The sequence below is a fragment of the Duncaniella sp. genome (assembly GCF_029056165.1).
Classification (GTDB): domain Bacteria; phylum Bacteroidota; class Bacteroidia; order Bacteroidales; family Muribaculaceae; genus Duncaniella.
Genome location: NZ_JAIDBW010000035.1, coordinates 42,318 through 56,930, shown reverse-complemented (window position 1 = coordinate 56,930; position 14,613 = coordinate 42,318). Strand labels below are relative to the sequence as shown.

The following is a 14,613-nucleotide window of genomic DNA, read 5'->3' as shown; positions in this document are numbered from 1 at the left end:
AATCCTCAATCAGTTCTTCCTCCCAGTATTCAAACATAGAACTATTTTTAGTGTGAGTGGAATAAGAATAAGTCCCAAAAAAGCAATCCGGAGAATATATTGTCATGCTATTCCTCTTTTTTCTTTCTCTTGAACTTTCTCTTAAACTCTTCGCCGTTCTGAAATCGATAATACAGCAGACCGTATTTCTTTGAGATGACGAATTTATCAATCTTATCCGTAATTTGATCTATCCAGTAAGGTCGGTAATATGCATTGGTGGAATCAGCAATAATACAATCATTATAAATCACAGAGTCCATTTCGAAATTGTGGGTTTGTAGGGGGATAAAATTGAATTGCGTTATTTCGTCGGATGTGAAATGGTTTAAAGAGAAAGCTACCCACAGATTATTTTCATTTACAAATCTGATGATACTCAGCCAGCCTTGAAAAACTGTATCTGATTGAGATATATCAAATCCGTAACCCGCGTTTGCCTCATAGGTATATGAGCCGTTCGAACTAATATAGAATCGATTTGTGGAATTCGCAATCCACACATCTTGATAAGATAACTTTGCGACCTTACCAGACTCGGAAATGAACTTTGGTGATGGAAACCGGTTGTAGCACTGAATCCATTCTAAATCATCCTTTGACAGATGGGTCATGCGGAAATACACGCAGTTGGACAGCATGAGGCATATCAGGAATATAAATCCCAATGTACGCCATATAACGGTTCTTTTATACGAAATCATGATATTAAGTGTCTAATATTTTCAATTACATCATCTTCATCATCAGAAGATCGCGTTCCACAGCCTGCGGAACCAATCAATGATCCGCTGCCACCATGATAGCGAAGATTGTTTAGGGGAGAGCGTATTATCTTTCTGTTGCAGGTCGGATTGGTGAATAGAATCGATCTTGGATTGGCGACTTTCGTCATATTCTGTTTCTGAAAGTTTCACCCAGTATTCACGTGGTATAGGTGGATAGATTGGGTCAACATGAAAGGTATCAAGAGTAATCTTCCCATTCCGGATGATTATCCTCTGCATCGTATATCTTGATAGAGGAACTCTTCCCTCATAGATTCCTCTAATGCTATCAATTTTCCATTCCCTCATAAATCTATTTACAGGGGCGTTTTTATCTATTGTGAATCGGCTTATAGTGACGAGGGAATCTATCAAGTCTTTTTTTTCTGCAGATAGTCCTTGGGAATTATTCCAAATAGCGACACTTATTTGACCGACATCTCCTTCATAAAACTTAAGGAAAATTGTGTCCTCTTTCTGATTTATTTTAAATTCCTTTATGATTGGATGAGAAAGTAAGGCATCCGACGTTACCCACTCCCAGTAGTTGCTGTTCATTAAGTGCAGGTTGATTATATCAGGAAGTGATAAATCGCGGCCATTAACGGTGAAAACTGGTGTAGCCAATAATGATATTATTATTGTGATTATTAGCTTCATATAGTCTTATTTCACATTTGATTGTAATGATTTCTTGCCTTGTTTGATTTTTAAGAGTTACTTATCATCTTGTGTATCTTCCCAGTCGTTCTGCACGTTTCTGTCGGTATCTCAATGTCGCTGAATCCGCGAGTTCATTAGGAATACTGGGAAGTTTATAACTGGTAGCATCAATTTTTAAATTTTTATTTGATACGATGAATCGTACAAGATATATATAAGGAGGACTCGCTATTTCTGCAGGTAATAGGGTTAGAACCTTTATGCTGTCAATATTCCAATCCTCAATCAGTTCTTCCTCCCAGTATTCAAACATAGAATTATTTTTAGTGTGAGTGGAATAAGAGTAAGTCCCAAAAAAGCATTCCGGAGAATATATTGTCATGCTATCGGAGTTATTCCATATTGTGACAGATGTCCCGCCATCTCCGGCATTATGCCGAAATCTGAAATATACGGTATCTTTATTGTCGTTAAGTTTGAAATCCTTTAGTGGTACAGGCGTCATTATTGACTCAATCGTTAGCCACTTAGGGTCATAGAACCAATTATCCGGCCAAAGGGTCTGACAGGATTGTATCATATCAAAGATTAGGGATTCGGACGATACGTGAAGTCCTATCAAGGATGCAAGTAGAATAAATAGTTTTCTCATACAATTGTCTTTTAGCTCGTTTGATTTAAAATGATTGATTTGGTAGCAAAAATATACTTCCCTTTCAGAATCCGTCATCCGAAAATCGCCCTCCACAGCCTGCGGAACCAATCGACGATCCGCTGCCACCATGATAGGGATGGCTGCTGTGGATTAATAGTACGAGAATCTTTTTCAACGTCATTTTTCTTGGCGACGGTTGATGGAATACTATCTATGTCCGTTTGGTATTCTACAGAATCGGCTTTTGCATACAGCTTATTCAATCGTATGACTTCACGTAGGGAATCGAGTTGATGATTTGTTAACTTCTCAATATCACCCAAATTAAGGAAAGATACTGTGTCAATTTGAGTCGCTCCTTTGTGGAAGATAATTCTTGCAAGATAATGTTCGGTAGTAGGAACAATATGGCATTGGGCTTCATTGCCGATAAGCCTTACCAGATCCGTTTCCCATAATTTAATAAGATTATTGTAAACAGTGGAGTTCTCAGGGCTTTTAGATATTGAGACCGTAGAATCAGTGTAATGGATAAATGTTTTACTATTCCAAACGTTAATCCAGTGCAGACGATTATCGTGTACGACATCAACTACATAAACAGTATCGTTTTGCTCGTTAATGTAGATATCTTCCGAAGTATCATTGTACAAAATAGAATCCTCGATTGTAAATCGAGTTTCGTCAAGTTCTGGAAATATCCTACGTGGAGTATTAGCGATCCATACGGAAGTATTCTCCATCAATTGAAAAGCAGGGGTTGAGGGCTTACGGTCTGTTGTCCCATAGATTTTTCCTACGGAACAGCATAAAAAAATCACTATTACTTGCGTTGCCCTTTTCATGGAGCGCAAGATAGTGATTTATAGGCAAAAAAGCAAATAAATTCAGGCATAACGCCTGAATTTATTTTAAGGTGAATACTTCAAATAAGAAGTGTAATGTTTTTCGATTCCCACAGGATAGTTTTTCGATTCCCACAGGATGTCTGACGACTCTTTTCCCACCCTGCGGATCAGAGGGAGGGGATGGAGGCGAAGGGGGTGGAGGGGAAATGGGTGGTGACGTAGCGGCGGATGAAGGCTTGGGTGTCGGCTGCTATGGCGCGGTCGGTGTCGAAGTGCTCATTGTAGATCACGGCTGCGAGGCGCAGTCCGCGGGCCCTGATAGCTTCGAGGGAGAGGATAGTATGGTTGATCGAGCCGAGGATACCGTTGGTCACGAGTATGACGGGAAGGTGACGCGTAGCCACATAGTCAATGGTGAAGAAATCATCGGTAATAGGGACCATGAGACCGCCCGCCCCCTCGATCAGCACCACGTCATAGCGTGAGGCAAGGGTCTCGGTAGCCTTGTCGATTAGGTCGAGATCGATCTCACGTCCGTCGATGCGTGCGGCAAGCTGTGCGGACGCGGGATAGGAGAAGATGACCGGTGCAGTGGTATGGTCGATATCCTCCGGGAGCGGGCCTATGCCCATCAGCCGGCGGTGGAGATCGATGTCCTCTGAGAAACCTGTGTTACCTGTCTGGATGAATTTCTGTGTCACCACGCTTTTCCCTTCCTTCATAAGTCGGGCTGCAAGATAGCCGGTGGCGTAGCTCTTGCCGGCGTCGGTGTCAATTCCTGAGATAAAATATACTTGGCTCATGGCGGGAGAAATAGGGGTTATATTAAGGTGTTATAAGTGCATAGATGGGTGTCGGGGTCTGCCGAACACGATATAAATGGGCTGGTAGGTGAGGGGAGCGGAGCCGTCAGGCGCGAGAGGATAGGCGGCCATGACACTGCGGGCTGTCGCACCGCTGGCGTTGCGGCTAAGGGCGTTGACTCCGGTGAGACTCACGTGGCGCAGCGCATCGGCCGGGGTAGGGAAGTGGATTGTATGGATCTCGGAGGACAGATGGATCTTCTGACAGCCCGCCGGAAGCATCTGACCGATGGCTGCATCGTCGGGATACTGTCGCCGTGCGGGCGCACCGCTGATCTCGTGCATGGTCTCAGGACCGAACGTGGAGATGACGGCATGGCCTCCCGGACGGAGCACGCGCAGACATTCGCGCAGGAAAGAGCCCGGAGAGTTGAACCACTGCATGGTCGAAGCGGAGAAAATCAGATCCAGACTGCCGTCGGGCAGACGGCGTATTTCAGTCTCGGCGTCACATTCGCGTCCCGTGATCCGCGTAGATCCGATGGAGGAGGGCAGGGAGGCGGGAAGATGCAGATCCCACACCTCAAGATCGGCGACCGGTATTTCACCGACGAGCATACCGGTGGTCATCCCTGTCCCACATCCGATTTCAAGCGCGCGTCCGACAGTGGCGGATCTCCGGGGGACAAGGCTTATGAGTTTCCGGGCAATCCTGCGCTGGACCACGGCGTTGTCATCGTAGGTCAGCTCCGCACGGGCAAATCTCTCCGCCACAAGACTCTTCTCGGTGAGCAGAACGGCAAGCAGCCTGTTGAAATCGGGCAGATGCGGGGCGTCGGTCCGGATTATACCGAAAGCTTCATCACGCCACGCGGCTTCCTGATTGTCGGGCGGGATGATACGGTCACCCTTGCAGATGACGGCGCGGTCCCACACGCCACGCGGGGCGATCGCCTGACGGTCGGCTATGGCCGAAAGCTCCTCGCGTAATTCATCAACCGTCCGCTGGGGATAAGTCTCACTGAATTCACGGAAAAGTGCCGATGATCCACACATCCGGAGATAGAATTTCGAGAGTGATTTCTCCGTCAGCCCTTCGAGCGTCCCCCGGAATATCTCAGCCGGGATGCCGAGATGGTCATGGACGGGGTGCATGGTCCCGTTGACGGCAATGCGTGCCGTGACAGGCAGATCAGGATTGGAAAGTATGAATTCGGTGGCGGCCGGAACGCCGAACGACCATCCGATGACGGCTATCTCCCTGAAGTCCCGGAGCATGCCGTGGAGCTCTGGCGGAAAAGAGCTGTCGCGGTAATCCCAGATGACGATAAGCGTGTAGCCCTGAAGTCCTGTGCGGACAAAGGGTTTCTCGTCCATCCCCCATCCGGCAAAGAGCAGGATGGCGCGGGTGGCTGAGCGGGGATCGTCGGCGGGGAATATATGGAATTTCATTGCGGGTGGGGGATCAGTTCATGAGTTTTGAAAGGATCAGGCCGAGGCGGTCGATCTCGGCTGGATCTATGGCCGAGCTGAGGCTGAAACGCAGCCGTTCGGTGCCCGGTGGGACGGTCGGTGTGCGGATAGGCAGGACTTTGAAACCTTCGGCAAGGAGTCCTTGGGAGAGCGACACGGCTTTTTCCGCCGACCCTACGATGAGGGGCTGGATGTGGCTCGGCGTGATGGCTGTCGAGGGGGCGACGGCCTGTAGGTGGGCGTAAAGCTTCTCGCCGAGTGAGCGCAGGCGGTCGCGCTCGCTGTCCATCGGCAGGAAGGTTTCGATCATATATCGCGTCCACGCCACAGTCATGGGCGGGAGGGATGTGGAGAAGATGAAACTGCGCGCACGGTTGATGAGGTAGTCGCGCATGAGGGGTGATACGCAGCAGAATGCGCCCATCGAGGCACATGCCTTGCCGAAAGTGCCGACGATCACGTCGATCTCCTCGATCAGCCCGCTCCCTTTGCAGAGGCCGAGGCCACCCGGACCTTCGACACCGAAGGCGTGGGCTTCATCGACATAGAGCATGGCATTAGGATAGTGACGCTTGAGATCCACCAGTCGTTCAATGTCAGTGCGGTCACCGTCCATGCTATATACGCTCTCGGTCACGATGAGCACCCGGTCGTGAGAGGCCGCTTCCTTGTCGAGTATTCTTTCAAGGTGATTGAAATCATTGTGGCGGAAGCGGGTGAACGGAGCTTTAGAGAGCGTGATGCCGTCGATTATGCTGGCGTGGACGAGCTTATCGGCGACGATGAGGGTTTTCGGATCGGCCATGGCCTGCATGATGCCCGTGTTGGCATGATAACCGCTGTTGAAGAGTAGGCACGGGCGGCCGTAGAGTGACGTGAGGAGGCTTTCAAGCTCATCATATTCCCTCTGCCGTCCGCTGAGCAGACGGGAGGCCGAGGATGTCATCGGGATGAGGCGGTTTGAAGCGTCGGCGAAGAATTCGGCTTGGATTTCCGGATTCGCGCCAAGTCCGAGATAGTCGTTGGACGACAGATCCGTCACACGTCTCCCGGCTGAAAGCTCGCTGGGGATGACGCGGAAGTTTCCCTCCGCGTGCAGACGGTCGAGTATGTCGCTGTAGCGGTTCACTTTATGCACTCGATCATATTTTCGATAAGATATTTCAACTCGCTGTCAGAGATAATGTAGGGAGGCATGATATAGACATTGCGTCCGAACGGCCGTACCCAGATACCGCGCTCTACGCAGCGTTTCTGAAACTCTCCGACATTTACCGGTCCTTCCATCTCGATCACACCGATCGCGCCGAGCACTCTGACATCTTTTACCCCCTTCACAAGCGCGGCTGCGGCGATGTAACGTCGGATCACGGCTTCTATGTGGGCTATGCGGCGGCCCATGTCCTGCTTGTTGATGAGAGAGAGCGATGCAATCGCGACGGCACAGGCCAGCGGATTGGCCATGAATGTCGGGCCGTGCATCATCACTCCCGCTTCACCGCGAGAGATAGTGTCGGCCACCTCGCGGGTGGTCAGTACCGCGCTCATGGTCATGTAGCCGGCGGTCAGGCCCTTGCCGATACACATGATGTCGGGTTCGACTCCGGCGTGTTCCCATGCAAAGCAGCGTCCCGTGCGCCAGAAGCCGGTGGCGATCTCATCAAATATCAGGTATATGCCCGCCTCGTCACACAGCCGGCGCGCTTCGCGGAGATATTCGGGATGATAGAAGCGCATACCGCCCGCTCCCTGAACTATAGGTTCGAGGATCAGGGCTGCAAGTTCGTCCTTATGTCCGCGGATGATCTCTGCGAGGGGTTCGATGTCAGCCGGATCCCACTTGCCGTCAAACGACACTTCAGGCGCAGGGGCGAAGTAGCGGATGGGCAGGGCGGGGCCGAATGCTCCGTGCATACCGGTGACGGGGTCGCAGACACTCATTGCGTTCCACGTGTCGCCGTGGTAGCCGCTGCGGATGGTGACGAAGTTGGTCTTGTCGTGATTACCGGAGCGCGAGACTGATGCCTGCACGGCCATTTTCATGGCCACCTCGACGGCTACCGAGCCGGAATCGGCATAGAAGATGTTGTGCATCGACGGCGGAGCCATGCTCAGAAGAAGCCGGCCGAGTTCGATAGCCGGTTCATGCGTCAGACCGCCGAACATCACGTGGCTCATCTTGTGCAGCTGTGCATCGACGGCGGCATTTATCTCCGGATGGTTGTAGCCGTGGATCGCGCACCACCATGACGACATACCGTCGATGAGTTCGCGTCCGTCGGCAAGACGGATTCTGACACCCTCGGCGGAATCAACCTTGTAGGTGGGGAGCGGATCGATTGTTGAAGTGTAGGGATGCCACAGATGCTCACGGTCAAAGGGATCGTGAAGACTGAATGTTTTTTCAGTGGCTGTATCTTGGGCTGTTGGTATTTCGGGCTGCATTGTGTTGGAGTCGGAATGAAAAACTTTGCTGCAAAGTTACACCTTTTTTGTCATAATGCTATGTGCGTGTCTAATGATAATGCTGCCGGACCACCTTCCACCGGAAAGTCGATTTTTAAATTACGCTTTACTTTTTAAACTTTTTTCAGAAAGGAATGTTTATAAAGGTGAAAGTGTATCAAACACTCCGACACCCGAAAAATAATTAATCATCAATATTCTAACAACATTAAAAATCTCCTACTGTTATGAAGAAGTTTTTACTTATGGCAGTCATGGCAATTATGACTTTAGGCGCATCCGCTCAGACAAAATGGTATTCAGGTGGTCAGCTCACCCTCGGCAGAACTACTACTGAACTTAGTGGAGTAAGCCTCAAGAGCACCCAGATCGCAGTCCTTCCTGAAATCGGTTATAACGTTACCAATAACTTCGCACTCGGTGCTAAATTCGGTGTCGATTACCGCAAGACAGGTGACAGCAAGCTCACGACTTTCCAGATCAACCCGTATGCCCGTGCCACATATTTCCATTCAAAGATGGTGGACCTCTTTGTTGATGGTGAAGTAGGTTTCGGTATCGGCCGTGCTCACAGCCACAATGCAGTCACTTATGAGATCGGTTTCCGTCCCGGTGTGACACTTAATCTTAACGAGAGATTCAGCCTTGTCGCACACGTCGGTTTCCTTGGCTACCAGAGCGGCAACCGTCCTGCAAAGCGCAACGGTGCTCCTGAGAACTGGGGTCTTAACCTCGACAGCACAGACCTTATGTTTGGTTTCTACTACCACTTTTAACAATTATTCCGCTTAAAGGCGATTAAAGTAATATTACCGGTCGATGATTGACCGGCTAAGTATGAAATTTGCCGGCCGCGATCCTGTCAGGGTTCGTGGCCGGTTGCTTTTGTTGCGGTTTGCAGACATGTCAGGGATGAATTTGATAATATTTGGAATGAATATGACTGTCTGTCTGCGGAAAAATGACTCACTTTGCAAAGTCGTTTAACCGAACATTCTTCTGCTGCACACATAGTATGAATTTTATCAAGTAGGGAGGCTGTGTCGGAATGGATAAATTCAGAGTTGATTTTGACGCAGCGTCCCGAAATCTGAAAGCCGAAGTCGGATCTGGGTCGCGGACGATGTGACATGCGCTCATTGTCTCGTCTCAGATCCGTTGTTTTCTATCCTTTGATGGGACAATGGGCAGCATGGAGGGGTAGATGGAAAAAGTAACTGTCCGGCAGAAGCAAACGGCATTATTTGGTAATCTAAATGGCAGTGTGTCAAATTTTAAATTTTATTAAAACAGTTGGCTAAATTTTTGAGTGATTTCGGAAAAATTTCAGTATATTTGCACTGCGTTTCGTGCCCTCCGCGTCATTACGGCTGCGGTAAGGCTTGTAACTCCATGATACACAGATTCTTGGAAACAAAATCAGTATTTATCACTATATGATAGCATTGGCAATTCAAAATGCGACTTTGGCCGTGGTAGCCCTCCTGACAGGTGTGGCTCTCGTGGCTATTGCTCTTTGGCTTGCGGGACTCATCTCACCCCGCTCATTCAATCCCCAGAAAGGCGAAGCATACGAGTGCGGTATCCCCACCCGTGGCGAGTCGATGGCTCAGTTCAAGGTAGGTTACTATCTTTTTGCCATCCTCTTCCTGATGTTTGACGTCGAGACCGTGTTTCTCTATCCTTGGGCGGTGCGTGTGCACGAGCTTGGGACTTCCGGCCTCACAGCCATAGCAGTCTTTTTTGGAATCATAGTGCTGGGTCTCGTTTATGCCTGGCGGAAAGGAGCTCTTGAATGGAAGTAACCACCAAAGGCATGCCGTATGAGGCATGGAAGGACAATGAATACATCGAAAAGCTCGTGAAAGAGCTTCAGGACAGCGGCGTCAATGTTGTCGTCGGCTCTCTTGACAAACTTATCAACTGGGGGCGTTCCAACTCTATCTGGCCGCTCACCTTCGCCACCAGTTGTTGCGGCATCGAATTTGTGTCGCTTGGAGCAGCGCGTTATGACATGGCGCGTTTCGGCTGGGAAGTTGCCCGCGCCTCGCCCCGTCAGGCCGACTTCATGATGGTGGCCGGTACGATTGTCCACCGTATGGTGCCTGTGTTCCGCCGTCTCTATGATCAGCTTGCCGAACCCAAATACGTGATTGCCTGCGGTAGCTGCGCCATTTCCGGCGGTCCTTTCAAGAAGAGCTACCATGTGGCTATGGGTATCGAGGATATCGTCCCTGTGGATGTCTTTGTCCCCGGCTGTCCTCCCCGTCCCGAAGCCATGATCTACGGTATCATGCAGCTCTCCCGCAAAATCAAGGTCGAGAAGTTCTTCGGCGGTGTCAACCGTCAGGAAAAGCAGGAGGATTTCCTCAAGGCTCATCCCGTCCCCGGCGTAAACGATTGATCCTCGTCCGCGCCTCCGTCAAAGAATCAGAATCAAGAATAACGTTCATACACCTTATTATATATTATGTCCAACATCCGGGAAAAGATTTCAACCGTGTTGCCTGAGGCCGTCATCGAGGATGGCGATATCATGCAGGTGACCGTCCCCGACGCAAAGTGGCATGACTTCGCCAAGACTCTCCGCGACGACAGCGATCTCGCGTTTGACTTCCTCGTGACCATCGTCGGTATGGACTGGAAGGAGAACGGCATGGGCTGTATCTACTATCTCACATCCACACGCTACAACACCCATATTTCAGTCAAGGTGATGGCTACCGGCGACCGTGAGATGCCTCTCATTCATTCCATCCATGACCTCTGGGCCATCGCTACCATCTTCGAGCGCGAGGTCTATGATTACTTCGGCATTATCTTCATCAATAATCCCGATATGCGCCGCCTGTTCCTCAACATCGACTGGAAGGGCTATCCCTTGCGCAAGGACTATAATGATGATCCCAACCTCAACCCCGTCTCCATCGAGAACGAACGTCAGACAGACTTTACTGATGTCTGGACCGAAAATGCAGAGGGCAAGGTCGTAAAGCACGAACGCCGCATCTTCGCCCCGGATGATTTCGTGGTCAACATCGGTCCGCAGCACCCCGCCACCCACGGTGTGCTCCGTTTCCGTACCGCTATCGACGGTGAGATCATCAAGAAAATCGATATCTATTTAGGCTACATCCACCGAGGTGTCGAGAAAATCTGCGAAGGACTCACTTATCCGCAGACTCTCCATTTCATGGACCGTCTCGACTATTTCTCCGCCCATCCTTATCACCACTGCCTCTGTATGCTCATCGAGGAGGCAGCCGGCATTCAGATCTCGCGCCGTGCGCAGGTGATCCGTGTGCTGATGGACGAGCTTTCGCGTATCGCATCCCACTGTCTGTTCATAGGTACTTACTGTATGGACCTCGGTGCGACCACCATGCTCTTCTACACACTCCGTGTCCGCGAGCAGATCCTCGACATCATGGAGAAGACCTGTGGCGCGCGCATGACGTTCAACTATGACTGCATCGGCGGTGTCATGCAGGATCTCCATCCCGATTTCGTGAAGGATGTCCATGCTCTTCTTGACGTGCTCCCCGCCAATATCAAGGAATACAACAAGATCTTCACCGGTAACGTCATCGCCAAGAACCGTATGGAAAATATCGGTGTCCTTAGCCGTCACGATGCCATTTCTTGGGCAGTAACCGGTCCTAACGGCCGTGGTTCAGGCTGGGCTTGCGACGTCCGCAAGTGTGCCCCCTACAGCATCTATCCCGAACTCGAATTTGACGAGGTGATCCGCGAAGAGGGTGACTCGATGGCCCGTTTCAAAGTCCGCATGGACGAGATGGTACAGAGTGCCCGCATCATCGCGCAGCTCATCGACAATATTCCTGAAGGCGAGTATTGCGTCAAGGTTCCCAAGGTGCTGAAGCTCCCCGTAGGCCACTGGTTCAAGATGGTGGAAGGCTGTCGCGGCACATTCGGTATCTATCTCGAAAGCGACGGCACTGTCAATCCTTACCGTCTGAAGATCGCGCCGCCGTGTCTTCCTGCCGCGGCCGTGGTTGACCACATTACTGAAGGCCAGAAGATCGCCGACCTCATTACCATCGGAGGTTCGCTTGACTACATTGTCCCCGACATTGACCGTTAAGCCGATCATTTCCCCGTTAAGCAATGGATTTTTTCCAAGAGTGAACTAACACAGAGAGAATAAAAAGTAATTTCAATAGACATTATGCAAGACCTATCAGTCGGAACCGCATGGCTTCACTCCTTCCTCACCGGATATATCCCTGAATGGGCGGCAGTCACTTTCGAGTGTCTGCTCATCGGAGTCGGCCTGCTGCTGCTCTATGCAGTGCTCGCACTGTTCTATATCCTCTTCGAGCGTAAAGTATGTGCCTACTTCCAGTGTCGTCTCGGCCCTAACCGTGTAGGCCCTTGGGGCTTGATGCAGAGTATCGCCGATATGTTCAAGATTCTCATCAAGGAGCTTATCTCACTGAACCATATCGACAAATTCCTCTTCGCCCTCGCGCCTTATCTCGTCATCATTGCCTCGATGCTCGCGTTTGCGGTGCTTCCGTGGGGCAACGGCCTTCAGATCATCGACTTCAATGTCGGCATCTTCTTCCTGCTTGCCGTATCGTCCATCGGCGTGCTCGGTATCCTGTTGGCCGGATGGTCATCCAACAATAAGTTCACCCTTATCGGTGCGCTCCGTTCAGGTGCCCAGATGATCAGCTACGAACTTTCGATGGGTCTCTGCGTCGTTACCATGGTCGTCATGGCCGGAACGATGTCAGTCGGCGGTATCGTTGAAGCCCAGAATCATCTCTGGTTCATCTTCTCAGGCCATATCCCTGCCATAATTGCCTTTGTCATCTTCATGATCGCAGGTACGGCCGAGACCAACCGTGGCCCGTTTGACCTTCCTGAAGCCGAGAGCGAGCTTACCGCCGGTTACCACACTGAGTATTCCGGTATCCACTTCGGTTTCTTCTACCTCGCCGAGTATCTCAACCTCTTCATCGTTTCAGGTGTGGCCGCGCTCCTCTTCTTCGGAGGCTGGATGCCCCTCCACATCCCCGGTCTTGATGCGTTCAACCATATCATGGACTATATCCCCTCGTTCATCTGGTTCATCGGCAAGGCTATCGCCCTCTCGTTCATCATCATCTGGTTCAAGTGGACATTCCCCCGTCTGCGTATCGACCAGCTTCTGACCCTCGAATGGAAGTATCTCCTTCCCATCAACCTCTTCAACCTCGTGCTTATGGTTCTTATCGTGACCTATAAGCTCTATCTCTAAGCTAATTTCCTCAAAATTATAACTCCAATCCCCCCAAGTAGTCCGGTCGAACGGTCTGCATGCCAAAAAATCTAAACGCGATGAGTGAAAAATACGGTAAAATCGCCCAAGTCATCGGCCCGGTAGTCGATGTGATTTTCGAAGGTGATGACAACATCATCCCGCCCATCTATACCGCCCTCCGTGTCGTCAATGACAACGGTGCGGAGACCATCCTCGAAGTCGAGCAGCATATTGGTGAAGACACTGTCCGCTGTGTTTCGATGGAAAGTACCGATGGCCTGCGTCGCGGAATGCGTGTCGATAACCTTGAGCGTCCTATCGCTGTGCCTACGGGTGATCAGGTGAAGGGTCGCCTGCTCAATGTGCTCGGTGATGCGATCGACCGTCTCCCCGAACTCAAGCGCGATGACCTGCGTGCGATCCATCAGCCCGCTCCTGAATTTGAGGATCTCACGATCGGTACGGAGATTCTCTTCACCGGTATCAAGGTGATCGACCTTCTCGAACCATATAGCAAGGGTGGTAAGATCGGTCTGTTCGGTGGCGCAGGTGTAGGAAAGACCGTGCTCATCATGGAGCTTATCAACAACATTGCCAAGGGTCACAGCGGTTTCTCTGTGTTCACCGGTGTGGGTGAGCGTACCCGCGAGGGTAACGACCTCCTCCGCGAGATGATCGAGAGCGGTGTCATGAAATATGGCAAGAAGTTTGAGGAAGGCATGGAAAAAGGCGAATGGAATCTTGCCGACGTAGATATGGACCAAGTGGCACAGTCACAGGCCACCCTCGTGTTCGGCCAGATGAACGAACCCCCGGGCGCACGTCTGCGTGTGGCTCTTTCAGGTCTGACGGTTGCCGAGCAGTTCCGTGATCAGGATGGCGGCGGTAAGGACATCCTTCTCTTTATCGACAACATCTTCCGTTTCACTCAGGCCGGTTCTGAGGTGTCGGCTCTTCTCGGCCGTATGCCTTCGGCCGTGGGTTATCAGCCTACACTCGCTTCCGAGATGGGTGCGCTTCAGGAACGAATCACTTCGACCAAGAACGGTTCGATCACTTCCGTACAGGCTATCTATGTGCCTGCGGATGACTTGACCGACCCCGCTCCTGCAACGACCTTCAGCTTCCTCGACGCCACTACCGTGCTTTCGCGTAAGATCTCCGAGCTCGGTATCTATCCTGCCGTCGATCCCCTTGAATCAACATCGCGTATCCTCGATCCCAACATTATCGGTGAGGATCACTACAATACCGCTCAGGCTGTCAAGCAGCTCCTCCAGAAGTACAACGAGCTTCAGGATATCATCGCCATCCTCGGTGTCGATGAGCTTTCCGACGAGGACAAACTCGTCGTTGCCCGTGCTCGCCGTGCACAGCGTTTCCTCTCGCAGCCTTTCCATGTAGCGGAGCAGTTCACCGGTCTCCCCGGTGTGATGGTGCCCCTCAGCGAGACTATCCGAGGCTTCAAGATGATCCTTTCCGGCGAAATGGACGAGTATCCCGAACAGGCGTTCCTCAATGTCGGTACTATTGACGACGCTATTGCCAAGGGTAAGAAACTCCTTGCCGAGGTAGTGAAATAATTCGTCAGGTCTCTCAGAATTCCAAATAAAGTCTCTCACACTCATCA

Annotated in this window: 12 protein-coding genes; 6 read left to right on the top strand and 6 right to left on the bottom strand. The window is 50.8% G+C overall.

The window, feature by feature from the left end:
- Positions 1 to 785 precede the first annotated feature (785 nt).
- The 6 genes from K2G41_RS07685 to bioA form a co-directional block, all read right to left on the bottom strand.
- Entirely contained in the window at positions 786 to 1,466 is a 681-nt protein-coding gene (locus K2G41_RS07685; protein ID WP_300116985.1) for a hypothetical protein, read from the bottom strand.
- 729 nt (positions 1,467 to 2,195) lie between these two features.
- Positions 2,196 to 2,969 carry a hypothetical protein gene (locus K2G41_RS07680; RefSeq protein WP_300116983.1) on the bottom strand — a complete coding sequence of 258 codons (774 nt, stop codon included), beginning with the start codon at positions 2,967 to 2,969 and terminating at the stop codon, positions 2,196 to 2,198.
- Between the two features lie 170 nt (positions 2,970 to 3,139).
- Positions 3,140 to 3,775, bottom strand: a complete 636-nt coding sequence (bioD, locus tag K2G41_RS07675; RefSeq protein WP_300116982.1) for a dethiobiotin synthase — start codon at positions 3,773 to 3,775, stop codon at positions 3,140 to 3,142.
- A gap of 30 nt (positions 3,776 to 3,805) precedes the next feature.
- Positions 3,806 to 5,227 carry a pimeloyl-ACP methyl esterase BioG family protein gene (locus K2G41_RS07670; protein WP_300116980.1) on the bottom strand — a complete coding sequence of 474 codons (1,422 nt, stop codon included), beginning with the start codon at positions 5,225 to 5,227 and terminating at the stop codon, positions 3,806 to 3,808.
- Between the two features lie 13 nt (positions 5,228 to 5,240).
- Complete coding sequence (locus K2G41_RS07665) at positions 5,241 to 6,386, bottom strand: 8-amino-7-oxononanoate synthase (protein ID WP_300116979.1); 1,146 nt, start codon at positions 6,384 to 6,386, stop codon at positions 5,241 to 5,243.
- A complete protein-coding gene (gene bioA, locus K2G41_RS07660) occupies positions 6,374 to 7,693 on the bottom strand; it encodes an adenosylmethionine--8-amino-7-oxononanoate transaminase (protein WP_300116978.1) in 1,320 nt (439 codons plus the stop codon). Before bioA ends, K2G41_RS07665 begins: the two co-directional genes overlap by 13 nt.
- 248 nt (positions 7,694 to 7,941) lie before the next feature.
- Here bioA and K2G41_RS07655 point away from each other — a divergent pair, with 248 nt between their 5' ends.
- The 6 genes from K2G41_RS07655 to atpD all read left to right on the top strand — a co-directional run bounded on the left by K2G41_RS07655 (position 7,942) and on the right by atpD (position 14,566).
- A complete protein-coding gene (locus K2G41_RS07655) occupies positions 7,942 to 8,490 on the top strand; it encodes an outer membrane beta-barrel protein (RefSeq protein WP_300116976.1) in 549 nt (182 codons plus the stop codon).
- A 675-nt stretch (positions 8,491 to 9,165) separates the two neighbouring features.
- Positions 9,166 to 9,519, top strand: coding sequence for an NADH-quinone oxidoreductase subunit A (locus tag K2G41_RS07650; RefSeq protein WP_289288125.1), 354 nt, complete (start codon positions 9,166 to 9,168; stop codon positions 9,517 to 9,519).
- Positions 9,510 to 10,118, top strand: a complete 609-nt coding sequence (locus tag K2G41_RS07645) for an NADH-quinone oxidoreductase subunit B (RefSeq protein WP_300116974.1) — start codon at positions 9,510 to 9,512, stop codon at positions 10,116 to 10,118. The genes K2G41_RS07650 and K2G41_RS07645 overlap by 10 nt, the downstream gene beginning before the upstream one ends.
- A 66-nt stretch (positions 10,119 to 10,184) precedes the next feature.
- On the top strand, positions 10,185 to 11,819 hold the full coding sequence (locus K2G41_RS07640) for an NADH-quinone oxidoreductase subunit C (protein WP_300116972.1): 1,635 nt from the start codon (positions 10,185 to 10,187) through the stop codon (positions 11,817 to 11,819).
- A gap of 84 nt (positions 11,820 to 11,903) precedes the next feature.
- Positions 11,904 to 12,980 carry an NADH-quinone oxidoreductase subunit NuoH gene (gene nuoH, locus K2G41_RS07635; RefSeq protein ID WP_300116971.1) on the top strand — a complete coding sequence of 359 codons (1,077 nt, stop codon included), beginning with the start codon at positions 11,904 to 11,906 and terminating at the stop codon, positions 12,978 to 12,980.
- An 80-nt stretch (positions 12,981 to 13,060) separates the two neighbouring features.
- Positions 13,061 to 14,566, top strand: coding sequence for a F0F1 ATP synthase subunit beta (gene atpD, locus K2G41_RS07630; protein ID WP_300117147.1), 1,506 nt, complete (start codon positions 13,061 to 13,063; stop codon positions 14,564 to 14,566).
- Positions 14,567 to 14,613 lie beyond the last annotated feature (47 nt).

Coding starts and splice junctions, on each gene's coding strand:
- bioA (WP_300116978.1), bottom strand. CDS start 7,693: ATGCAGCCCGAAATACCAACAGCCCAAGATACAGCCACTGAAAAAACA.
- K2G41_RS07655 (WP_300116976.1), top strand. CDS start 7,942: ATGAAGAAGTTTTTACTTATGGCAGTCATGGCAATTATGACTTTAGGC.
- K2G41_RS07640 (WP_300116972.1), top strand. CDS start 10,185: ATGTCCAACATCCGGGAAAAGATTTCAACCGTGTTGCCTGAGGCCGTC.
- nuoH (WP_300116971.1), top strand. CDS start 11,904: ATGCAAGACCTATCAGTCGGAACCGCATGGCTTCACTCCTTCCTCACC.
- K2G41_RS07685 (WP_300116985.1), bottom strand. CDS start 1,466: ATGAAGCTAATAATCACAATAATAATATCATTATTGGCTACACCAGTT.
- K2G41_RS07645 (WP_300116974.1), top strand. CDS start 9,510: ATGGAAGTAACCACCAAAGGCATGCCGTATGAGGCATGGAAGGACAAT.
- bioD (WP_300116982.1), bottom strand. CDS start 3,775: ATGAGCCAAGTATATTTTATCTCAGGAATTGACACCGACGCCGGCAAG.
- K2G41_RS07680 (WP_300116983.1), bottom strand. CDS start 2,969: ATGAAAAGGGCAACGCAAGTAATAGTGATTTTTTTATGCTGTTCCGTA.
- atpD (WP_300117147.1), top strand. CDS start 13,061: ATGAGTGAAAAATACGGTAAAATCGCCCAAGTCATCGGCCCGGTAGTC.
- K2G41_RS07670 (WP_300116980.1), bottom strand. CDS start 5,227: ATGAAATTCCATATATTCCCCGCCGACGATCCCCGCTCAGCCACCCGC.